Origin of the sequence: Ponticaulis sp., from assembly GCF_029210165.1 — a bacterium.
GTDB lineage: Bacteria > Pseudomonadota > Alphaproteobacteria > Caulobacterales > Hyphomonadaceae > Ponticaulis.
This window is the reverse complement of the sequence record NZ_JARGNT010000001.1, coordinates 804,086-824,786: the sequence shown is the minus strand read 5'-3', so window position 1 is coordinate 824,786 and position 20,701 is coordinate 804,086. Positions and strand designations below refer to the sequence as shown.

Genomic DNA, 20,701 nt, shown 5'->3' with positions numbered 1-20,701 from the left:
CTAATGAAAGGCCAGCTAAACTTTGCTGGATATCTGAGAGAACCCATGTCCGATATTGATCACAATGAGTTCGTTCAACTGCTGAATGGTGGCTTCGCGGCAGGTTCTGCGCAATTCGCGATGCATGCAGCGGACGAACAGAGAGCAAATAAATATTTAGATGCACTGATTGAAAGCGGTAAGACTTGGGCCGATGTTGAAGGACATTTTGAGGCTCTGCTTCAACAGAAGTCGTGGAATTCAGATTCTACGGAGTCTCAAAAAGATAGGCTAAGACAATTTGTTTTTCCGTGGTTGCAATCTGAGCCGGAGTCGATTGCAAAAGAGCTGTGTTATCAGATCGTCAAAGCAGAAGACCGCGAAATGCTTGAAGATTTGCGTTTGCGCGCGATCGGCAAGAAGGGGCGGATTTCATACATGATGAAAACGCTCGGAAAAATGGACCCGGAAGCTCGGAAAGAAATGGGTCCCAAGCTGAATGTCCTGAAGAACATGGTGGTTCAAGCGGTAGAGCTTCAAAAAGAAAAACTTGAAGATGCAGAGCTCGATGCGCGGCTTGCCAGCGAGAAAGCTGACCTCACCCTGCCGCCACGCCCATACCGCACCGGCACGCTTCACCCTGTCATGCAGGTGTTTGAAGAGATCGAGGAAATCTTCGGCGCAATGGGCTTTGCCGTTGCTGAAGGCCCGGACATTGAGGATGACTTCCACAACTTCACCGCGCTGAACTTCCCGATCGGTCACCCGGCGCGCGAAGATCACGACACATTCTTCATGACGCCGGACGCTGAAGGTGAGCGCAAAGTCCTGCGCACGCACACATCGCCGGTGCAGATCCGCACGATGATGAGCCAGGAGCCGCCAATCCGTGTGATCATTCCGGGCCGCGTCTATCGTAATGACTGGGATGCGACCCACACACCAATGTTCCACCAGGTGGAAGGCCTCGTCATTGATAAGGTCAGCCATATGGGGCACCTCAAAGGCTGCCTCACCGACTTTGCGCGCGCCTTCTTCGAGGTCGACGAAGTAGAAACCCGTTTCCGCCCGCACTTCTTCCCGTTCACTGAACCATCCGCTGAGATGGATGTGAAATGCGACCGCTCAGGCGGTACGGTGAAGGTTGGTCAGGGTGAAGACTGGCTTGAGGTGCTCGGCTCCGGCATGGTGCACCCGAATGTTTTGCGCAATTGCGGCCTCGACCCGAATGAATATCAGGGCTTTGCCTTTGGTATGGGTGTCGACCGTCTGGCTATGCTGAAATACGGTATGCCCGATCTGCGCCCTTACTTCGAAAGCGATGTCCGCTGGCTCTCACACTATGGCTTCACGCCTTGGCTCCTGCCGAGCCTCTCCGGAGGACTTTCTTGAGCGTAAGCCCGGATATCGAGACGCTGCCGCGTTGGCCATTCGGGGATAGTCCTGAACTGGCAGACAGGCTCGCTGCATTGATTGTGGCGGGTGTCAAAACCGGTACGTGCTCTGCCAGGGTCCACAATGAGTGGAGCCATCCGGGCGAACGCGGCGTTCTGGTTGACGGGGCGGACCGCCCTGTTGCCGTGCTGGAAACCGAAACAGTGACGCATCTGCGCTATAACGAGATGACGCAGGAAATGGCCGCGCTGGAAGGCGAGGGCGATCTGTCGCTTAAATACTGGCAGGACGCGCACAAAGCCTACTTCACCCGTGAGGGTACATTCGCCGAGGATATGGAGGTCGTGTTTGAGACCTTCCGTGTTCTCTCTATTCTGGATGATGATTTTGCCGCGGGCGCTGCAGATCATCTTCGCCGCGAACGCGCTGGCGAAACGGTTTAGGGGGCGGCAATGGGCAAAGGTAATAAGGCTGAAATGCTGATCGCTATCTGCGCGGTGATATCGTCGATTGCGGCGGTTTTCATTGCTTGGGATCAGGCGCGCGTCATGCGCTCTCAGGAGAAGGCAGACGTCTGGCCGATCCTGCAGCTTCAGCACAACACCTCCACGCCCGCTGGCGGCGCGCTTTACGAATTCGACGTTCAGAACGCGGGCGTCGGCCCTGCGCTGATCGAAGACTATCTGATCCGTATTCCGGGCCGCGAAGACACACGCTCGTTTGATGAGATGGTCCGCTATTTCATCACTGACAGTCTGGAAGAAACATACGGGCTACCAGCCTATTCCAATCAGGCGCTGCGTGGCCGTGTCATCCGTCAGGGCGATAGTGTTCGCACCATTGGCGCGGAATGGCCCGGCGCTGAGGGCCTTGAGCGTGATTTTCTGAGCGCTGTGCAAAGCTTTCTCGACGGAACACGCCAGCCGGCCGAGGTTTTCGTCTGCTATTGTTCCATTCTGGATGATTGCTGGGTCTCTACCAGCGCGGGCCACGCGCTCCGCCCGATAGAAGTAAGCAGCTGCGAAGCTCTGCCAGACATCGTTGACCAGATCGTACCACACACACACATTTCACCATCGACCGAAGAGTCTCAATCATGAAGTTCACTGTTTCCTGGCTCCAGGACCATCTTCACACTAAAGCCAGCACGGACGAGATCCTTGCGGCGATGACGCGCGCCGGCCTTGAGGTCGAAAGCGTTGAGAATCCGGCTGAGGCGCTGTCCACATTCACCGTGGCGCAGATCAAATCGTTCGAGAAACACCCTGACGCGGACAAGCTGAATGTCTGCACGGTCGACACGGTTGATGGCGAGAAGCAGATTGTCTGCGGCGCGCCGAACGTGCGTCAGGGCATGTTTGCGGTTTACGCACCGCTCGGCGCGTATATTCCGGGCGTTGATTTCTCTCTCGACAAAAAGCCTCGCAAAATCCGAGGTGTAGAGAGCTATGGCATGATGTGTTCTGCCAAAGAGCTCGGTGTGGGTGAGGCCAATGAGGGCATTATGGACCTTCAGGGCAAGGTGAAGGTTGGCATGCCGCTGGCTGAAGCGCTTAAGCTTGACGATCCGGTCATCGACTTCGAAGTCACGCCAAACCGTCCGGACTGGCTGGGCGTTCTTGGTATCGCGCGTGATTTGGCGGCGACCGGTCTCGGCAAGTTCGCACCAATGCAGGTGAAGCCGGTAAACGGCACGCACCCTTGCCCGGTGACGGTGACAACTGAGTCTCCAGACGCATGCCCTGTGTTTGCAGGCCGCGTGATTAAAGGCGTGAAGAACGGTCCGTCACCAGACTGGATGCAGGCGCGCCTGAAAGCGGTTGGCATCTCGCCAAAGAACATGCTCGTCGATGTGACGAACTATATCTCGCTCGATCGCTGCCGTCCGTTGCACGTTTATGACGTTGCCAAGCTTCAGGGCGGGCTGACCGCGCGCCTTGGCCGCGAAGGCGAAACCTTCCTCGCGCTCGATGGCAAGGAGTACACGGCTACCGAAGACATGTGCGTGATCGCTGACGATAGCGGCGTTGTCGGCTTTGGCGGTGTTATGGGCGGCGCGTCTACCGGCGTATCTGATGAGACGGTTGATGTGTTCATCGAGTCTGCATGGTTTGACCCGCTCCGTACAGCACGCACAGGCCGCGCGACGGGCATCATTTCTGATGCGCGCTACCGTTTCGAACGCGGCGTTGATACGCAAAGCTGTCTTGAAGGTCTTGAGCTTGCAACCATGCTCATTCTGGAGACATGCGGCGGCGAAGCGTCTGACGTGACAGTGGCTGGCGCAAACCCGAAACCACAAAAGCCGGTTCAGTTCTATCTGAATGATGTGAAGCGCCTCACCGGCGTTGAGCTGAAAACCGCTGAAATCCGCCAGATCATCAAAGACCTTGGCGGTGACATCGAAGATGCGGGTGAAGCCTGGTATGTGGCGCCGCCAAGCTGGCGCCGCGATCTGGAACAGTCTGCTGATATGGTTGAGGAAATCATCCGTATTAAAGGCTATGACGCGCTTCCGCTCACATCCATGCCGCAGCCGGAAGGCGGTGTGCGTCAGGTGCTGACAGAGCCGCAGCGCCGTATGCGTACAGGTCGCCGCGTTATGGCGGCACGTGGCTTCTTCGAGGCCGTGACATGGAGCTTCGTCTCTAAAGCCGAAGCGACTGCCTTTGGCGGCGGCGCGAAAGAGATGGTCGTCGACAACCCTGTCGCGTCCGAGCTTGATTGTATGCGTCCGAGCATTCTGCCGAACTTGATCAAGGCTGCACAGAAAAACGCAGACTTCAGCCAGCGCGATATCCGCCTGTTTGAAGCTGGACCTGTCTATCTGGGTGACGGCCCGAAAGACCAGCGCCGCTATATCTCTGCGATTGCGCGCCCTGAAACGGTCCGCAACTGGGTTGGTAAGGCCGAGCCGTATGACATTTACGCAGCCAAAGCTGACGTGATGGCGCTGATTGATGCGCTTGGTCATGATGCAAGCAAGTTGATGGTAATGGAGCCGGTGTCTGATCACTGGCATCCGGGCCGCTCTGCAACGCTGCGTCTTGGGCCGAAGAATGTCGTCGCTGAATTCGGTGAGCTGCACCCGCGCGCTCTGAAAGCACTTGGCGTGGACAGCAATATGGTCGGCTTCGAGGTCAATGTGGACGCGCTACCACTGCCTAAGAAGGTCGGCGTGAAGACCAAGCCTGTTCTTGAAAAGCAGGCCCTCACACCAATCCGCCGTGACTTTGCATTTGTTGTGAAAGACGAAGTCGCGGCCGGTGACCTCATCAAGGGCGCGCAGGGCGCTGACAAGAAGATGATCACGGCCGTGAACGTCTTTGACGTCTATGTCGGCAAAGGCGTGGAAGAGGGCCATAAGTCTATTGCGCTGGAAGTGACCATCCAGCCGGGCGAGAAAACGCTCAAAGACGCCGAAATCGATGCGATCTCCAAAAAGATCATCGCAAACATGGAAAAGCTCGGCGGCACGCTGCGCGGTTAGGCCCCGCATTTGGGGACTGACAAACTGGTTCAATCTGCTCTAACCTCTTTTCACGGAGGTTGGGCAGATGGTGAACGCAGTGCGGGCGCGTCTCTACAGGGCGATGGAAAAAGGCAGTAGTGGGAAGGAAAAGCTTTCCACGATCAACCGCATCCTCGTGGTGTTGGTGCTTACCAGCCTTGTGCTTCTGGCTCTGGAAACCGAGCCGGACATTGAAGGCCAGACCCAGTCTTTTCTGCGCATTCTGAACGTCATTATCGTTGTCATATTCGCGATTGAATACGGGCTGCGTCTGTGGGTGGCCGGTGAAAACCCGGAATATCGCGGGCTGATGGGGCGGTTGAAATATGCCTCAACGCTCTATGCAGTGGCAGATCTTGCCGCCTTCCTGCCAGAGCTTTTGCTGATGATTTTCGCGGCAGACAAAGTGAACCCGCAGGTATTGGCGGTTCTGAAAGCCTTCCGTCTTTTCCGCCTGTTCAAGCTGGCGCGTTTTATCCCTGCGTTCAACCTGCTTGGCGATGCCTTGCGCAAGGCCGGAAGCCAGCTGCTCACCAGCCTGTTTCTGGCGCTGGTGCTTGTCTATGTGTCGGCTGTCGCGCTCTATCTGATTGAAGGTAAAATCCAGCCTGAGGCGTTCGGGTCTATTCCGCGGGCGATCTGGTGGGCCATCGCGACGCTGACGACCGTTGGCTATGGCGACGTCTATCCGATCACGCCGCTTGGCCGTGTGGCAGCCTCATGTATTGCCTTGGCGGGTATTGGTCTGGTCGCGCTGCCTGCGGGCGTGTTTGCCAGTGCCTTTTCAGACGTCATTCGCGAGGAAAGTGAGAAACGAGCCGAAGAAAAGGCTCGCGAAAAGCTCACCGGTCTTGATGATGACGATGAGAATACACCGGCCTGACTGAAAGCTTCTGACGCATGACAACCGAATTCCTGCTGGGCATGTTCCTGCTGGCATCCACGCTTGTATGGACGCCGGGCCCGAATAACACGCTGCTCGCCAATTCAGGCGCGCGCCACGGGCTGGTGCTTACGCTGCCGCACTCTATGGGCGTGAATATCGGCTTTGCCTTCATGGTGTTCACCATCTGCCTTGGCCTTGGCAGCGTATTCGTTCAGTTCCCGCTTCTGCGTGAGGTGCTGCGCTGGGCCGGCGCGGCGATCCTGTTATGGCTGTCATGGAAAATCGGCACATCAAAGTTCGAGCCGCCGCATGAGGTGAAAGCCTCAAAGCCCTGGGGGTTTTTTCAGGCGGCTGCCTTTCAATGGGTAAACCCGAAAGCGTGGATCATGGCGATTTCGTTTGCGGGGCAGCTGCCGGATCAGGAGCCGTTCTGGTATCCGCCGCTGGTCATCTCACTGGTGATCCTTGCCGCAGGCATGCTGAGCTCGCATGGCTGGGTCTTGTTCGGCGTGGGAATACAGCGGTTTCTGTCGACCCCGCTGCGCTTCCGGATTTTCAGCCTCGTTATGGCGGGCTTGCTCGTGCTGACGGTGATCGGCCTGTTACTGGCCGATCTGTCCGTGCATTAATTCAGCGTGATGCCGATAAAGGTCGGCGTCGGCACGTCTACGATTGGCTCTGCTTCTTCGCCTTCCGGAGTCAGCACATCCATATTCTCTTCGTATATGGAGTTGAGCGCTGTACGCAGCTCCAGCGTGGAGAGCGTAACCGGTGCTTCGCCTTCCAGATGGATGTTCTGGGAGAGGTCTGCGCCGTCAAAGTCCAGCACAACGCCATGGGCGGTCTGGAAGGCGATCAGGCGCTCAACCAGTGCAAGGCGCACATCTTCTTCCAGCGGATCTTCGAAATGCAGATCAATGATCAGTTCGCGCATCTGAACGGTATCAGCAGAGGCTTCTTCGAGCGCATCCAGAAGGTCTTCAACCTCTTCAAGGCGCAGCGCCATTTCATCCGGCACACCTTCGGCGCGAACCGCAGCGAGGTCTTCCAGAGCTTGTGAGAGCGTATTGGAGAGCGCGGCTTCCATCTCGGTGCGGGCCTCAGCATTACGGGCAATCGCTGTCGCCAGCGCAGCCTCTGAACGCAGAACGCCGCTCACATCACCTTCCAGCTTGCTTGCCAGACGATCGAGCCAGACGGACACATCCCGGCGCAGCTCTGCCGTATCGCGGTCACCATCCATGGCGAGCACGCCGCGTGACATATGTTCGAAGATGAGGGCGGTGAGTTCCGCCTGACCCGCGACTGAAATCTCTTCTTCAGCGGCTACAGCTTCCGGGGCAGAAGCTTCTTCATGCATTTCAGCTTCGTGCATCACGTCTTCGGCGGAATGCGCGTCGGCATCATCCTGCGCAAAGGCCGGCAAAGCCATAAAAGTAAGGCCGAAAGCACTGGCCAGAGCGGCGCGTCGGAATAGCTTTGTCATATGTCCCATCCTGAAGTCATCTGAAGCTGTCATAACATTGAATTTTGGCCGTGTATGACAATCTTCAAGATTGTATTTTCGTATTCGCAGGTATAGCCGCTTGGCGGTTGTGTTCGCCAGTGGTAGATCGCTCAAATGACAGACAAATCCCACATCCGTAATTTTTCCATCATCGCTCACATTGACCACGGTAAATCTACCCTGGCCGATCGCCTCATTCAGAAGTGTGGCGGCCTCACAGACCGTGAGATGAAAGAGCAGGTGCTCGACTCCATGGATATCGAGCGCGAGCGTGGCATTACCATTAAAGCGCAGACGGTTCGCCTGAACTATACCGCCAAGGATGGCGAGGATTATGTTCTGAACCTGATGGACACACCGGGCCACGTCGACTTCGCCTATGAAGTCTCGCGCTGCCTTGCGGCGTGCGAAGGCTCACTTCTGGTTGTTGATGCCTCTCAGGGCGTTGAAGCCCAGACGCTGGCCAACGTCTATCAGGCGATTGATCAGGACCATGAGATCGTTCCGGTCCTCAACAAGATCGACCTGCCAGCCGCAGACATTGAGCGCGTCTCCGAACAGATTGAAGATGTGATCGGCATTGATGCGTCTGATGCGGTCCAGATTTCTGCCAAAACCGGCATTGGCATTGAGGATGTCCTCGAAGCCATCGTCACGCGCCTGCCAGCCCCGCAGGATGGCGACCGCGATAAGCCGCTCAAAGCGTCTCTCGTTGATGCTTATTACGACCCGTATCTTGGTGTCGTCGTCATCGTGCGCATCATTGATGGCGTGATGAAGAAGAAGCAAAAAGTGAAAATGATGCGCACCGGCGCAACATATGAGCTTGATAATGTCGGCGTGTTTGCACCGAAGCCAACCTATGTAGACGAGCTTGGCCCGGGCGAAGTCGGCTTCATGATTGCCTCCATCAAAGAGGTGGCTGACTGCGCGATCGGTGACACGATCACCACGGAGAAAAACCCGGCAACGACCGCGCTGAAAGGCTATAAAGACGTTCAGCCAGTTGTCTTCTGTGGTCTCTTCCCGGTCGATGCTGGCGATTTTGACGATCTTCGCGCCGCTATGGGCAAGCTCCGCCTGAACGATGCTTCCTTCACGTGGGAAATGGAAACCTCAGCTGCGCTCGGCATGGGCTTCCGGTGTGGCTTCCTCGGTCTTCTCCACCTTGAGATCATTCAGGAACGTCTCTCCCGCGAGTTTGACCTCGATCTCATCGCGACAGCGCCAAGCGTGGTCTATGAGCTGACCATGACGGACGGAACCGATTACGAGCTTCACAACCCGGCAGACATGCCAGAGGTCACGAAGATCAAGGAAGTACGCGAACCGTGGATCAACGCGACGATTTACACGCCGGATGAGTATCTGGGCGCTATCCTGAAGCTGTGTCAGGACCGCCGCGGTATTCAGACAGAGCTCACCTATGTGGGTGGCCGCGCCATGATCAAATACGAACTTCCGCTCAACGAAGTGGTGTTCGATTTTTATGATCGCCTGAAATCCATCTCACGCGGCTATGCGAGCTTCGACTATGAAATTGTCGAACACCGCGCTGAAAACCTCGTGAAAATGAACATTCTGGTGAATGACGAGCCGGTCGACGCGCTCGCCATGCTGGTTCACCGTGACCGTGCTGAAGGCCGTGGCCGTCAGATGTGCGAACGCCTGAAAGAGCTTATTCCGCGCCAGCAGTTCAAAATTCCGATTCAGGCGGCGATTGGCGCGAAGGTTATTGCCCGGGAAACCATCTCTGCGGTCCGCAAAGACGTGACGGCGAAGTGTTACGGCGGTGACGCGACGCGTAAGCGTAAGCTTCTGGATAAGCAGGCCGCTGGTAAGAAGCGTATGCGCCAGTTCGGTAAGGTGGAAATCCCTCAAGAAGCGTTTGTTGCAGCCCTTCGCATGGACGGGGATTAGGGGCGCCTAATCTCCGTTATTGTTGCGGTCGTTCATCGCGGCAATCGAGCGTTCACCCCAGTGAAACGTGACCAATACAGACGGCTGTTCGGGACCAAAACTGCCGGGCTGTGTTGAGATAATTGCGTCCAGAAATGGCTCGCCTCGCTGATGATAAATGCGCGAGGCTTCAAAGTCCGCCTGTCGTTCAAAAGTGATGAAGTCCGGCTGATCCGGACCTGCGATCATCTGGTCGATGGTCTCGAGCGCGAGATCGGACTCGATACCAAAAATTGCAGCCGTGCAATTGGGCAGATCGGACGGGATTGAATGCAGCGTAATGGCGCCGCCGTTGAAAGCGCCCAGCCAGTATTGGGTTTCATCCTGCGAAAACGGCTCGAGACCCGCTTCTGTACTAAGCGCGGAATATGGCGTTCCATCATATGCATGAACGAGGCAGCTAATGCCGATGACGACATCAACGGCTTCGTTGAAACTCCGATCGGATTTGTGGTCCTCTTGAGCACGGGCAGCTGGGCTCGTGCAGGCAAGAGAGACAACCAGAAGAATCCACGTAATTCGCAATGTAGCACTCCGCGAGCGATCAGCCCTTTTGTTTGATCATAACCTGACGTGTGACACGATAATCTGGCTATGCAGATGGAAGCCGTTCATGCTCGCGAACGAGAATGTTCTCGTCTGGTTCAGACGGCGCGAGATCGGTTGGAATGAGGTTAGGTGGGAGAGCCCTTCGGCCCGTTTCCTCGAGATAGGCAGGGATCACAGACCGGTCGATTTCAATCTTGCCGCCACCCGCCCAGTGCCGGTCCTGATTGTTTTTCTTGATGCCTGAAATCCAGTATTCTTCGCCCGTCTCGACGTTGAAATAATTCCCGCCAATACCGCTGCCTTTGAGGGTTCTGAAGGCCTGACCATTGAAATATACGGTCGCGCCTGTTTTGGACGCACCCGCGCGGCCGATCCAGGCAGGGCCATTGTCGCCATACCCGGACTTAAGTTCGACATATACAAGACGGTTTTTCATTACGGGCAAAAAGCTCAGGTTTCGAATTCTGTACGCTAAACAGCTTAAACGCGAACTTTCGGGCATCCAAGCGCTTATTCAGCAACGTCTGACATTCTTTGACTGGTGCACCGCGCTATCCGCTGATGCCACGCGCCCATTCATACAATGGAGGGTGACGAGCTGGAGAATCTCATGCAAGCATTGCCTCATCAATCCCGTTCCGCAAGTTGACGTCATTCATGCTTAAGTTCCGTTTTTTCAATTTTGCTCCCATGGTGCGCGCCGCGGTCGTAGCGTTTCTGATGAGCCTGAGCCCTTTGCCCGGGACGGCGCAGGATGAAGCCTATCTTAGTCTTAGGGACATGGTGTTCGATCTGGAGACCAACGAAGAGTTTCACGCGTTCGTCGACGCCGACCTTCCGCTCGCCGTGATCATGGAAACCGACATTGAAGGTCAAACGATGACGCTGATAATGGTCGCCGAAGGCACCACCAGCATATATTTCAGCGATGGCGGCGGCATGATCGGCGGTGGGGAATATGATTTCGTTCGGGCTGAAGTCTTTCAGCTGCTTGGGATGGTAGACCAGTTCGCAAACCATTTTTCGGAGTCCGGCACACGGAGCCGCCCATCGGCCGGAATGGCTCATTTCTACGTCGTACGGCGTACCGGCGTGTTTCGATCTGAAGAGTTTGTGGAAGAAGATATGTGGGATGCTGGCAATCTTTCGGCACTCCTCAGGCAGGCGCATGCTGTCATCGGCGGGCTGCGTGAAGTCCAGACGGCCCAGCAATAGCGACACTCTGAGATTGTGGCCATCAGATGCTTCCACGATCTCTCTGCGTATGCCCTTCGGCGACGGTTTTAATCCAACTCACTCCACCTGACCCTATCCTGACAGCATGTCAGAGACCGCCACCGAAATTCAGTCTTACGAGCCGCGCGATATTGCGCAGCGGCTGAAGGCGTATATCTGCCGTGCGGCGTCTCTGGCTGAAGCTCATTTTGAGGAACCCGCCCAGAACGTGCGTCATAGTGAAGGGGCAAGCAGCCCTGAGCGCGTTCCATGCGGGCCGACAGGGCCGCGGGAACAAAACAAGCAAGCGGGCGGTCAAACGAGTGAAGTCAGCCCTGAGCGCGTTCTATGTGATCCGAGAGGATCACGAGAACAAACCAAAATGATCCAGCATTGCTATCACACCGCCATGATGGAGCATGTAAAGCGACTGGAATATGTGCTGCGTTGCTTCATTCTGTTTCTTGCGGGCGAACTGATTGCGCTTGGCCGTGTGACAGCATCTGCGCCGCGCACGCGTGCGAAACCCGCAGAAAAATCACTCGTCCAGAAGCAGGATGAGACGCTGCGCGATCAACTGCGAGACCTGCCACGGCTCAACAGCTTTTCTGTTCTGACGCCGGTGGTTGAGGGTAAGGGGCGCGGCCGGTCTTACAAGCGGAGCTACACCTTCCTGCCAGATAGTCTGAGGCTGGTAGATGCGGGGCATCTTCTGGCGCGGTTTAATCGCCTGTCGTCCGTGCTCACGCGCGTGGATAAAATGGCGATGTCACTCGCCGCGCGGGCTTTGCGGCCTTCGCTCATCCCTGTGAGCAGCCCTGAGCGCGTTCCATGCGAGCCAACAGGGTCGCGGGAACAAATCGAACGAGCGGGCGGTCAAACAGGTGAAGCCAGCCCTGAGCGCGTTCTATGTGGTCCGACTGGATCACGAGAACAAAACAAACATGAGCTTCCCAATCCCCTCTATTACGAACCGCTTGCGCACTTCTGCCCGCCTGAAGATTTATGGGCGTCTGCCCATGATGAGGTGGAGCGGCGCGATGTGAACTTCATCCACTATATGGCCGCCGCAAAGCTGGAAGAGATCGGCTATGGCATAAGGCCGGACCCTTATGCGGGCTTGCCGGACTTGTCCTGCGTTGACCCGCCCGATCCGCCTAGGGTCAGGTCTCTTTAGTTTCTGCTCGCACCGGTGCCTCGACTTTGTCTCGGCGGTGCTGCGCCTTCGCGTTGCTCGTGGCTTCTCCTCCACAAGCGACGGCGCGGGCGCAGGGTGGTGAGCATAGCGAACAGCGCACCCGAGCAAACTCAGACAAAACCCGCCATCGCGTTGCTCGTGTGTTGCCCGCACAAGCGACGGCGCAGGCGCAGGGTGGTGAGCATAGCGAACGACGCACCCGAGCAAGCTCAATGACTCTACGTCGCAGGCGCTTCTCCAAACAGTTTCGGAACATGCCGCCGGTCCAGTCCGTTGTTTCTGTTCAACTGAAACACAAGACTGGGAGATAGACAGACATGGCCCTTGCGGACATTAAAAAGCTGAGCACCGAATTCGATAAAGACGTTGTGAGCCTCTATGTGCCGCGCCCGGCAATTGAAGCCAACGGTGAAAAATGGCGCATTTTGAAGAAGAACCTTCAGCAGCAGCTCGCCGAATTTGAGGGCCGCACAGACCGTATTGAAGCCTGGCTTGAAGGTCTGGAACTGTCTGACTTTCTGGGGCTTGGTAAGGCCGCATTCCAGAAAGACGATACATTGCGTACCGCTGACCTGAATGCGCGCCCGAAAGCGATGATTGCCGGTCCGGACGCTGCATTTGTATCGCCGCTGATTGCGGACATTGATAACAAGGCGCAGGGCTGGATTGTCGAGATTAATCGCGAAACGCCGGGCCTCTTTTTCCATGATGGCCAAAACGTGCACGATCTTTCAGAGCGCCTGAACGCGCCCGAATTTGAAGAGGTGGTCGAGCGCCGCGAGATTATGGATGATGTTTTCTTTCACTCGGCATCGCGCGGCGGTGTGGGCCAGTCTAAATTCCACTCGCTGGGCACAGACAAGAGCGAGGAAGAAGATCGGACGGAAGAAGCCTATTACCGGGACGTCTGGTCGGCCTTGCAACATGTCATTCCGGCCCAGTCGCAGAATGTCCATATCGTTGGCGAACGCGGCACGGTGGGCCATTTTTCCAAGCTCAGCCCGCGGGAAGACTGGAATGTCGTCCAGCATCAGGCGGGTAATGGTATCGCCGGTCTTGATCTGGCGAGCGTGTTTGGTGAGACGAGCGCTCTGCCGGATGATCAGCAACTGAGGCCGATGAATTCCGATGATCTCTCCGAGGCCGCAAAGCAGGGCCGTATTGCCAGTATTTATATGTCGAACGGATCGGACCTTCTGGAAATGGCCGACGAAGGCGCGACGGACGAGCATCTCAGCCTGCGCCGTGTGAATCAGGACGGCGAGGAACGACTGGACGATGTGGTCCTCCACACCCTTCACAATGGCGGCGATATCCATTTCGTTTCAAAGGCAGAGCTGGAAAGCCTTGTGCCGCTCGTTGAGACCCGCTGGTAAGCATGCTGGACCAAAGTCGTATACCTAATTAATTTGACAAAGTTACACATATCGTGTAACTTGCATTCAAGAATAGGGAGAAGGAAGGCTGCGCGCGGGGCGCAGCATGCAGATGGAGGGCATTATGCAGAAGATTATTTATCGTGGATTTGACGTCATTGCTGACAAGAAGACGGGCAAACAGGATAAGTCGCCGCGAATTTATCGTGGTGTAACCTTCATGCCCACAGATCGCATGGTGCGTTGCCGTAAATCCGGCACCCAGCAAACGCTGTATCGCGGCGTAGTCTCGGCTTAAATAACGTAAAGTTATACGGGCAGGAAAAGGCGGCTTCGGTCGCCTTTTCTATTGGGCGCCATCGCCCTTCCAGCGCCATCCGATAAAGGTCAGCGCAAACAGAATCAGGGCCATACCGAGCGCCAGCATGGATGTGCCGAACCAGCCCGCAAAATCATAGACGGCTGTGCCGGCCCAGCTGGCAATGCCGCCGCCAACAAACATGAAAATGATATAGACCGTCATCAGGCGCGTGCGTTCTGCTGGCGGCGCGGTGAGAAATGTCATCCGGTTGGTGATGTCCATCACCGGTCCGAATGTGTTGGTCAGGAAGATCGGTATGATCATTAGCCAGAGCGAGTGCCCGGTCAGACTGAAAAGTGACATGCCGAAGACGTAGAGGATGGAGAAATAGAACCGCGCCCGGCGTGCGCCCATCCTGTCTGCCACGCGGCCCAGAAACGGTGTGAGCAACAGATTGGTGATGGTCAGAATGGCGAGGTAGCCAACTGTGTCTGTGCCATAGCCCATTTCAGGGCTTGTGAGGTGTAAGCCGATGCCCATCCAGATGGCGAGGAAAATACCAAAGCCCAGCCCCTGAATAGAGCCCGCGATCAGGATGTCGGGGTTTTTGCGAATGATCGGAAAAATGGATGCCAGAAGCTTCGGATAAGGCAGATGCGAGGCATCGCTCTTTTCTTCAGCGCGGTTCTCCATAATGGCCAGAAGCAGCAGCGTAACCGCCAGCATGAATCCTGCGGCGATGAAATAGACCACGCGCCAGTTAAGCCATTCGGCGATCACGCCTGCGCCAGCGCGAGCGATCAGAATGCCGAACATAATCCCGGCGGTCAGAATGGCGTTGGAATGTCCCAGCCGGTTTGCTGCTACGCGCTTGGAGACATAAGCGGGCAGGAGATAAGGCGCGATGGTGAAGAAACCGAGCACGGTCGAGGCCGTCAGGAACATCCAGTATTCGCTGGAAACGGCCATGGCGAGCAGGCTCACCACCTGAAAGGCGACGAAGATCAGGATCAGCGTACGATTTGAAAACCGGTCACCCAGCGGAAGAAGCAGAAAGACGCCTACCGCCAGCGCCAGCTGGTTGAAGCTTGGCACCATGCCAATCATGGCATCGGAAATGCCAAAATGGTCTGCGACCGTCGCGATGATCGGATGAATATAATACGCGTTCGCTGTCACCGCCGCCGAAGCGAGCGCAAACATTAAAAGGCCGGTTTCCGATAAAGGCTTTGGCGCGTCCGCTGCTTTGGCGGACGGCTCGTCTTCAGTGCCAGAAATGATTGTCTCCCAGTTTATGAGAGTAGCATAACGCTGTTTCCGTAAACGGAAAGCCTCAAACCTTTATGGCACGAGATCTATAATTGGTACGGTCAGCGTTTCGATAACGCCGTCGCGCAGGCGGGTGATCTCGCGCGGGCTTGTATCGCCTGTTGCGCGGCAGCCTTGTGTGCCGACCGGCATGCCATCCAGATGCGTGATCAGATCGCCTTCCTGAAGGTCCGGCGCGTTCTCCGTCAGGCGGGCAATCACTTCCAGCCCGTTCTCCCGCGGGGCAAGGGCAACGCCGATGGAGGTATAGGGCGGCGAAGCGATGGGGCCGGGCTCATATGGCTCGAACATCATGCGTTCTTCGCTCGGGTCATAGGTAATGCGAAACTGGCTGAGGAGCGCACCACCAAACAGTTGGTTAGACGGGGTTTCTGTCAGGATTGGCTGGCTGAAGGTGATGTTGCCGAAGGTCACATCGCCGTCAAACCGCGCGGCGCGGCGTGGTTCCAGCCGGTTGAGGCGTGTTGCATAGCCGGTGTGGATGGGGTCGCTCACGGTGTCATACCGGCCAAGGCGGTTCATCGCGAGTGTCGTGCCGGCACCGGAATCGACGAGCACGCGGCGCTGTCGGCCATTAAAGCGCATATTCAGCCAGGGGCGGTCATCGCCGCGCGCTGTATTGAAAATGCGTTCTCCGTCAGGGTGCGGAAGGGCGGCTTCGGTCAGCGTGATCGTCTCAGCCTGATAATCGAGGACGATTGTAAAGTCCTCAAAGGCGTCATGAGAGAGAATTCCATCCATCGGGTAGCCGAGTGAGGTCGTCAGATGGCTGAGATCACGCACGCGGGCACGAATAAAGTTGAAATGGATATCGCCCGCATCTGCTTCGTGAATGCGGGCCATCTCACCTGTGGCGACCTGAACACCTGAGGCGCGGGCCAAGGCTGCCTGGTCGACAAAGTTGGAAGACGCGCCCGTGTCATACAGCATGCGCAAGGTGCGGTCTTCTTCGCTGCGGCCATCATCACGATCGAGAACGACTTTGATGAAGAAGTATGTGCCACACATTTCGGTGTTCAGAATGCGGTCTTCTGCCGAAACGAGCGGGGCTGTCAGGCAGGCGAGCAGGCAGAATAGGCGGGCAAACATTCAGGAATTCCGGTCAGAACGGGCAGGTTTTGACATCAGAGTTTATCAGATTGCCAGACCGGTAAAGAGGCCAGATCACAGATTCGCTTGCTAAAAGGTGAAACAATTTCGTGATCCGCATGAAAATGCTGCGCTGCACAAAATCGTCACCTTGGGTCATCGAACTGCACACTTATTGCCCTCTTTCAGTCCAATTCGGAACGATATGCTGGCGTTAGTGTTTTCATTAAGGAACACAAGGCCAGACTGGCTGTTAGCGTAACTGGAAAGGAAGTCGCTATGACCGTAGCCCGTACCGCATCGCTTGAAGAGGCATTTGGTCTGTTGAAGCAACACGAGAATGCAATTGCTCATGTGCAGAATAGTATCCACCGCGTCGAGCGGGATATTTTCGGTGAACTCCACGCCGAAACGCGCAATATGAGCTGTGCCCTCGAATCTGCTCTGGAAGAGCGAAAGATTGATGTGGCGGGCATTACCATTCCGGAAAATACGGGCGCCATTACGCCTCACAGCCTGATTAATCAGCGCGATAAAGTGAAATCCGCAATAGGGAAGACCATCTCTGAATACACCACGCAATCATCTGTGCGTGAGTGTCTGGAAACGATCCATTATCGCCTGTCTGGCGGCGCGACTGAGAAACTGGACATTCTGTGTTCAGCGGTACTCAGCGACCAATAACATCAAAAAAAGCCCGACGCTGATGCGCCGGGCTTATACTTGCATCAGTCACAAACACTGCGCGCTGGCCTCTAAGCCGCGCGCATATTTGTTTTGAAATTTTGGGAAACCCGCCAGCCTTCTGCCTGCAGAATTGATCTGCTTACAGATGCGCGAAATAGACGGCTTTCATCAAAATCTGGATGGCCAGAAAACCTGTCATCACCAGAAAGCCTGTCTTTGCAATGAAAATTGCGCGCTCTTTGAGACCTGAATTGCTCAGTTCAGATGACGCAATCGCGTCATTGTTCTCATTGTCAAACACTGTACACCACTCTTCTACCCGAAACATGTGCTACTAGGCGAGCACTTCAAACAGTCTCTTTTCCGAGATCTTGTTTGGCAAAGCTAGCACGGTCCTTCGGTTTGAAAAGACCTGTTCTGGCTAATATTCTGCCAGTTTGATCAGTATTCGCTAATGAAACCGGCATCGATTCCCCAACCAGTATATGTGCCGTTCCGTCTTCTCTCCAGATCGGCGTTTGTGGGCGCAGTGTAAGAGAGTTTTGCGGAAAGGCCTGCGCCATCCACCAGCCGGTTCATGAAGTTATAAAGCGCCGTCACCATGAGCGCCTGATTGGCCATCTCTTCTGTACCGCCCGCCTCAATAATGGCGCGGATATCGGATGGCAGCACAGAGTCTCTCACGGTGACTTTACGCGCATAGCTCAGAATGGCCCGCATGAGCGGGTCGAGCGGCGCTGCGTCGAAATCCTGGATCAGCGCATCAATCAGATCGGCATCAACACCAAAGGCGAGCGCCATCGTCCGGTGTGCACCGAAACAATATTCGCAGGCATTAAGCGATGACACGTAAGCGGCAATGAGCTCTCTCTGCCCAACCGTCAAAGGGCCATCCGTGCGAAGCAGGTCGTCGTGAAGCTTCATCAGCGATTGCGCGCCAGCCGGAAAGGCAGAGAAAAGATGCTCCAGCGTTGCCCGGTCTGGCAGGGATGGGAAAACTGACATGGTAGATTCCGCTTTGTGAAAACTCTGATTGCGACATGAAAAGGCGTTTCTGGTCGCGCGTCGAGTGAAATGGGCTTGCAACCCAAATGATAACGGGCCAAATCAGGGCCTCGCCAGCACCTTAGATATTTTTGGATGGATCAATCCATGGCTCAGTCAGTGACTTCAACTACCGGCGCGTTTGGAACGGCAATCTCAGAGTTTGCTGCCTCGCTGCCAGACCGCGATCTTTTCGCGGTGATGGGCGCTGTCGCACTGGTCCTGTTGGGCCTTGTTGTTATGGCATTGATCGTGCGCGGACTGCTGATCACATCGAAGCACCTCAATCAGGTGTCTGCGGCCCGTGCGATGGCGGCCGACACGACGCCAGGCAATAAGATCATGATGGTGCGCTTTCGTGGGGCCAATGGACGTGCGACACGCCACGCCGTCACGAATGCGCTGGAGCACTATCTGCCGGAGTTCAATTTCGGTTCGCCATTTTACCTTGGCTATTCGGCGACAGAGATTGAAGCCGCCGATTTCGCCCTGACGCGCACAGACTTCCAAAATCTGGAGCAGATTTTTGCGACATCCGGCGCAGACCTCATCGTCTGGGGCGCAGCGGATGTGAAGGAAAAGCTGCAGCGTATCTGCTTCTGTACACGCGACATGCTGGCTGGCGGTAATCCGAAGGGCTTCTTTACGCTGACCATGACGGGCAAGCCGTCCGAATGGGCCGAAAGCGAAATGCGCGCGATTGCTTATGTGGCCGGTCGTCGTCTGCGTCCGTCACTTGGCCGTCCGGCAGATTTCCGTGCTGACCGTCTGTCGCCGATCGTTGAAGCGATGGAGAAAATCCTGCTCGCCGACAGCGTTCTGACCGGGCAGGCGCTTACAGAAATTGAAAGCGATTACACGGCAGGCGCGCTACATCTGGGCGAACAGTTTAAAGATGCCGAATGGCTCGATAAGTCGGTTGCCCGCCTCGCGACTGCTCTTTCTGTGCTCAATCCGGAAGATAATCTCATGCGCTGGGCGCGGGCGAAAATCGATCTCGGCCGGGCCATGTGCTATCAGTGCGAACAGAAGTTTGAATCTGCCAAACTGCAGGAAGCCATGGCGCATATCCGCGATGGCGTGAATGCAAGTCAGGCCGGTGAAGGCCGCGCGCAGGCTGAAATGGGCGTTGCGGCCATGAAGCGCGCCGAGCAGATCCTTGAGAGCCGCCGGCGCTTCTCCATTCGCTGGAACGCTTAAAGCGCTCTATACGTTGAGGCCCACCGGGCAGGACACGCCTGTTCCGCCAATGCCGCAATAACCGCTCGGGTTCTTCGCCAGATATTGCTGGTGGTACTCTTCTGCGAAGTAGAATTCATCCAACGGTTCGATCGTCGTGGTAATTTTACCGTATCCGGCCTCATCGAGACCCTTTTGATACGCATCACGTGACGCTTTCGCGATCGCGGCCTGTTCGTCATTCGTTGTGAACACGGCGGAGCGGTATTGCGTGCCCTGATCATTGCCCTGACGCATGCCCTGTGTCGGGTCATGGGCTTCCCAGAACACTTTCAGCAGGACGTCATAGCTGATGATGTCGGGGTTATAGACAACCAGAACGCTCTCGGCATGGCCTGTCTTGCCGGAGCAAACCTCTTCATAAGTCGGGTTTTCGGTAATGCCGCCAGCATTGCCAACCGCGGTGACCCAGACACCGGGTGTCTGCCAGAAGCGGCGCTCGGCACCCCAATAGCAGCCCAGTGCAAAAACGGCGGTTTCAAATCCGTCAGGATACGGGCCTTTGATCGGCTCACCTGTGACGAAGTGTTTATCGGCTGTCGGCAGCGGCTCTGCGCGGCCCGGCAGGGCTTCGTCGCGCGTTGGCAGCGTTGTCGGACGCTTGGAAAGGAACATGGAGTTTCACCTTAATTGCTGACCCGTAAAATAGGGGCTTTCGGGCCGAAAAAACAGGGGTGTGCGAAATCACGTTGTTTTAAGCAAAACAACACTTGCGCCTGCGAAATTGCCGACTATATTCCGGCGCTTACCTCTGACCGGTGAGGTGGCCGAGTGGTCGAAGGCGCACGCCTGGAACGCGTGTAGGCGGGAAACTGTCTCCAGGGTTCGAATCCCTGTCTCACCGCCAGAGAATTCTCTCTGACAATTATTTTCAGGACAATTGGGTCAGACGTGACGAGTGATCAGGAAACGGCGCGTGCGCCGTCTGTCATATCCGGCTGGGTTGTTGCAGCAAGGCGGCGAACACGTTCGATCAGTTCGGCGCGGTCGAATGGCTTGGTGATATAATCATCCGCGCCTTCACGGAGCGCGCTGACAATATCCTCAGAGCCGCGACGACCGCTCAACATGAGCGTAGGAATGTCTTTAGTGGCTGGGTTGGCCTGCAGACGGGTGATGGTTTCCATACCGTCCATGACAGGCATCATAGAATCCACGATGACGACGGCTGGCTGAAGCTCTTCGGCAAGTGCGAGTGCTTCCTGACCGTTCTTCGCTTCGCTTACCTCGAAACCGGCGCGTTGAAGCAGAACACGAACCAACATGCGGATCGTCTCATCATCATCTGCAACAATTACTTTGGTCATTAGCGTATCCATACCTCTATTAGTAGTGAGAATAGGGTTTGCGAACTCAATTTGGCATTAATCGATTACGTGAAATCTTATTGAATTAGGCGGTCTCACTGCAAAAACTGCAGGGCAATATGCGGGAGAT

At 55.9% G+C, this 20,701-nt stretch carries 22 protein-coding genes and 1 tRNA gene; 14 read left to right on the top strand and 9 right to left on the bottom strand.

Annotation, left to right across the window (positions count from 1 at the left end; translation table 11 throughout):
- Positions 1-363: 363 nt before the first annotated feature.
- The 6 genes from pheS (at position 364) to P1U45_RS04070 (ending at position 6,400) form a co-directional block, all read left to right on the top strand.
- Positions 364-1,371, top strand: a complete 1,008-nt coding sequence (gene pheS, locus P1U45_RS04095; protein ID WP_301057622.1) for a phenylalanine--tRNA ligase subunit alpha — start codon at positions 364-366, stop codon at positions 1,369-1,371.
- Positions 1,368-1,817 carry an ASCH domain-containing protein gene (locus tag P1U45_RS04090; RefSeq protein ID WP_301057621.1) on the top strand — a complete coding sequence of 150 codons (450 nt, stop codon included), beginning with the start codon at positions 1,368-1,370 and terminating at the stop codon, positions 1,815-1,817. The genes pheS and P1U45_RS04090 overlap by 4 nt, the downstream gene beginning before the upstream one ends.
- Positions 1,818-1,826: 9 nt before the next feature.
- Complete coding sequence (locus P1U45_RS04085; protein WP_301057619.1) at positions 1,827-2,474, top strand: hypothetical protein; 648 nt, start codon at positions 1,827-1,829, stop codon at positions 2,472-2,474.
- Positions 2,471-4,864, top strand: a complete 2,394-nt coding sequence (pheT, locus tag P1U45_RS04080) for a phenylalanine--tRNA ligase subunit beta (RefSeq protein ID WP_301057618.1) — start codon at positions 2,471-2,473, stop codon at positions 4,862-4,864. The genes P1U45_RS04085 and pheT overlap by 4 nt, the downstream gene beginning before the upstream one ends.
- A gap of 67 nt (positions 4,865-4,931) precedes the next feature.
- Positions 4,932-5,768, top strand: a complete 837-nt coding sequence (locus tag P1U45_RS04075) for an ion transporter (protein ID WP_293609225.1) — start codon at positions 4,932-4,934, stop codon at positions 5,766-5,768.
- Between the two features lie 17 nt (positions 5,769-5,785).
- Entirely contained in the window at positions 5,786-6,400 is a 615-nt protein-coding gene (locus P1U45_RS04070; protein WP_301057617.1) for a LysE family translocator, read from the top strand.
- Here the strand turns inward: P1U45_RS04070 and P1U45_RS04065 are convergent.
- Positions 6,397-7,257 (bottom strand): hypothetical protein, encoded by an 861-nt coding sequence (locus P1U45_RS04065; protein ID WP_301057616.1) that lies wholly within the window; start codon positions 7,255-7,257, stop codon positions 6,397-6,399. The two genes, P1U45_RS04070 and P1U45_RS04065, sit on opposite strands and share 4 nt — an antisense overlap.
- Positions 7,258-7,392: 135 nt before the next feature.
- On the opposite strand from P1U45_RS04065, the gene lepA reads away from it, so the two are divergent.
- Entirely contained in the window at positions 7,393-9,198 is a 1,806-nt protein-coding gene (gene lepA / locus P1U45_RS04060; protein ID WP_301057615.1) for a translation elongation factor 4, read from the top strand.
- Positions 9,199-9,204: 6 nt separating this feature from the next.
- Here the strand turns inward: lepA and P1U45_RS04055 are convergent, their stop codons facing one another.
- Complete coding sequence (locus P1U45_RS04055) at positions 9,205-9,762, bottom strand: hypothetical protein (RefSeq protein ID WP_301057614.1); 558 nt, start codon at positions 9,760-9,762, stop codon at positions 9,205-9,207.
- A 67-nt stretch (positions 9,763-9,829) separates the two neighbouring features.
- Positions 9,830-10,222 carry a hypothetical protein gene (locus P1U45_RS04050; protein WP_301057613.1) on the bottom strand — a complete coding sequence of 131 codons (393 nt, stop codon included), beginning with the start codon at positions 10,220-10,222 and terminating at the stop codon, positions 9,830-9,832.
- Between the two features lie 221 nt (positions 10,223-10,443).
- Here P1U45_RS04050 and P1U45_RS04045 point away from each other — a divergent pair, with 221 nt between their 5' ends.
- The 4 genes from P1U45_RS04045 to P1U45_RS04030 all read left to right on the top strand — a co-directional run bounded on the left by P1U45_RS04045 (position 10,444) and on the right by P1U45_RS04030 (position 13,873).
- Entirely contained in the window at positions 10,444-11,001 is a 558-nt protein-coding gene (locus P1U45_RS04045; RefSeq protein ID WP_301057612.1) for a hypothetical protein, read from the top strand.
- Between the two features lie 106 nt (positions 11,002-11,107).
- Positions 11,108-12,178: a hypothetical protein gene (locus P1U45_RS04040; protein WP_301057611.1), complete on the top strand. Its 1,071-nt coding sequence runs from the start codon at positions 11,108-11,110 to the stop codon at positions 12,176-12,178.
- Positions 12,179-12,516: 338 nt separating this feature from the next.
- Positions 12,517-13,575 (top strand): hypothetical protein, encoded by a 1,059-nt coding sequence (locus tag P1U45_RS04035; protein ID WP_301057610.1) that lies wholly within the window; start codon positions 12,517-12,519, stop codon positions 13,573-13,575.
- 124 nt (positions 13,576-13,699) lie between these two features.
- On the top strand, positions 13,700-13,873 hold the full coding sequence (locus P1U45_RS04030; RefSeq protein WP_293616405.1) for a hypothetical protein: 174 nt from the start codon (positions 13,700-13,702) through the stop codon (positions 13,871-13,873).
- A gap of 48 nt (positions 13,874-13,921) precedes the next feature.
- Here P1U45_RS04030 and P1U45_RS04025 read toward each other — a convergent pair whose 3' ends face one another.
- A complete protein-coding gene (locus tag P1U45_RS04025) occupies positions 13,922-15,079 on the bottom strand; it encodes an MFS transporter (protein ID WP_301057607.1) in 1,158 nt (385 codons plus the stop codon).
- A 138-nt stretch (positions 15,080-15,217) separates the two neighbouring features.
- Complete coding sequence (locus P1U45_RS04020) at positions 15,218-16,294, bottom strand: hypothetical protein (RefSeq protein ID WP_301057606.1); 1,077 nt, start codon at positions 16,292-16,294, stop codon at positions 15,218-15,220.
- A gap of 279 nt (positions 16,295-16,573) precedes the next feature.
- Between P1U45_RS04020 and P1U45_RS04015 the strand changes: the two genes are divergently transcribed.
- Complete coding sequence (locus P1U45_RS04015; RefSeq protein ID WP_293609236.1) at positions 16,574-16,978, top strand: hypothetical protein; 405 nt, start codon at positions 16,574-16,576, stop codon at positions 16,976-16,978.
- 142 nt (positions 16,979-17,120) lie between these two features.
- Here the strand turns inward: P1U45_RS04015 and P1U45_RS04010 are convergent, their stop codons facing one another.
- Positions 17,121-17,282 carry a hypothetical protein gene (locus tag P1U45_RS04010; protein ID WP_301057605.1) on the bottom strand — a complete coding sequence of 54 codons (162 nt, stop codon included), beginning with the start codon at positions 17,280-17,282 and terminating at the stop codon, positions 17,121-17,123.
- 140 nt (positions 17,283-17,422) lie between these two features.
- Positions 17,423-17,986 (bottom strand): carboxymuconolactone decarboxylase family protein, encoded by a 564-nt coding sequence (locus P1U45_RS04005; RefSeq protein ID WP_301057604.1) that lies wholly within the window; start codon positions 17,984-17,986, stop codon positions 17,423-17,425.
- Positions 17,987-18,133: 147 nt separating this feature from the next.
- On the opposite strand from P1U45_RS04005, the gene P1U45_RS04000 reads away from it, so the two are divergent.
- Entirely contained in the window at positions 18,134-19,225 is a 1,092-nt protein-coding gene (locus P1U45_RS04000; protein WP_301057602.1) for a hypothetical protein, read from the top strand.
- 6 nt (positions 19,226-19,231) lie between these two features.
- Here the strand turns inward: P1U45_RS04000 and msrA are convergent, their stop codons facing one another.
- Entirely contained in the window at positions 19,232-19,879 is a 648-nt protein-coding gene (msrA, locus tag P1U45_RS03995) for a peptide-methionine (S)-S-oxide reductase MsrA (RefSeq protein WP_301057601.1), read from the bottom strand.
- A gap of 142 nt (positions 19,880-20,021) precedes the next feature.
- On the opposite strand from msrA, the gene P1U45_RS03990 reads away from it, so the two are divergent.
- Positions 20,022-20,111 (top strand) — tRNA-Ser (locus P1U45_RS03990).
- Between the two features lie 55 nt (positions 20,112-20,166).
- On the opposite strand, the gene P1U45_RS03985 is transcribed toward P1U45_RS03990, so the two are convergent.
- Positions 20,167-20,571, bottom strand: a complete 405-nt coding sequence (locus tag P1U45_RS03985) for a response regulator (protein WP_301057600.1) — start codon at positions 20,569-20,571, stop codon at positions 20,167-20,169.
- Positions 20,572-20,701 lie beyond the last annotated feature (130 nt).

Coding starts and splice junctions, on each gene's coding strand:
- P1U45_RS04035 (WP_301057610.1), top strand. CDS start 12,517: ATGGCCCTTGCGGACATTAAAAAGCTGAGCACCGAATTCGATAAAGAC.
- P1U45_RS04075 (WP_293609225.1), top strand. CDS start 4,932: ATGGTGAACGCAGTGCGGGCGCGTCTCTACAGGGCGATGGAAAAAGGC.
- P1U45_RS04085 (WP_301057619.1), top strand. CDS start 1,827: ATGGGCAAAGGTAATAAGGCTGAAATGCTGATCGCTATCTGCGCGGTG.
- P1U45_RS04015 (WP_293609236.1), top strand. CDS start 16,574: ATGACCGTAGCCCGTACCGCATCGCTTGAAGAGGCATTTGGTCTGTTG.
- P1U45_RS04065 (WP_301057616.1), bottom strand. CDS start 7,257: ATGACAAAGCTATTCCGACGCGCCGCTCTGGCCAGTGCTTTCGGCCTT.
- msrA (WP_301057601.1), bottom strand. CDS start 19,879: ATGTTCCTTTCCAAGCGTCCGACAACGCTGCCAACGCGCGACGAAGCC.
- P1U45_RS04030 (WP_293616405.1), top strand. CDS start 13,700: ATGCAGAAGATTATTTATCGTGGATTTGACGTCATTGCTGACAAGAAG.
- P1U45_RS04005 (WP_301057604.1), bottom strand. CDS start 17,986: ATGTCAGTTTTCCCATCCCTGCCAGACCGGGCAACGCTGGAGCATCTT.
- lepA (WP_301057615.1), top strand. CDS start 7,393: ATGACAGACAAATCCCACATCCGTAATTTTTCCATCATCGCTCACATT.
- P1U45_RS04000 (WP_301057602.1), top strand. CDS start 18,134: ATGGCTCAGTCAGTGACTTCAACTACCGGCGCGTTTGGAACGGCAATC.
- P1U45_RS03985 (WP_301057600.1), bottom strand. CDS start 20,571: ATGACCAAAGTAATTGTTGCAGATGATGATGAGACGATCCGCATGTTG.
- pheT (WP_301057618.1), top strand. CDS start 2,471: ATGAAGTTCACTGTTTCCTGGCTCCAGGACCATCTTCACACTAAAGCC.
- P1U45_RS04070 (WP_301057617.1), top strand. CDS start 5,786: ATGACAACCGAATTCCTGCTGGGCATGTTCCTGCTGGCATCCACGCTT.
- P1U45_RS04025 (WP_301057607.1), bottom strand. CDS start 15,079: ATGTTTGCGCTCGCTTCGGCGGCGGTGACAGCGAACGCGTATTATATT.
- P1U45_RS04045 (WP_301057612.1), top strand. CDS start 10,444: ATGCTTAAGTTCCGTTTTTTCAATTTTGCTCCCATGGTGCGCGCCGCG.
- P1U45_RS04020 (WP_301057606.1), bottom strand. CDS start 16,294: ATGTTTGCCCGCCTATTCTGCCTGCTCGCCTGCCTGACAGCCCCGCTC.
- pheS (WP_301057622.1), top strand. CDS start 364: ATGCTTGAAGATTTGCGTTTGCGCGCGATCGGCAAGAAGGGGCGGATT.
- P1U45_RS04040 (WP_301057611.1), top strand. CDS start 11,108: ATGTCAGAGACCGCCACCGAAATTCAGTCTTACGAGCCGCGCGATATT.
- P1U45_RS04050 (WP_301057613.1), bottom strand. CDS start 10,222: ATGAAAAACCGTCTTGTATATGTCGAACTTAAGTCCGGGTATGGCGAC.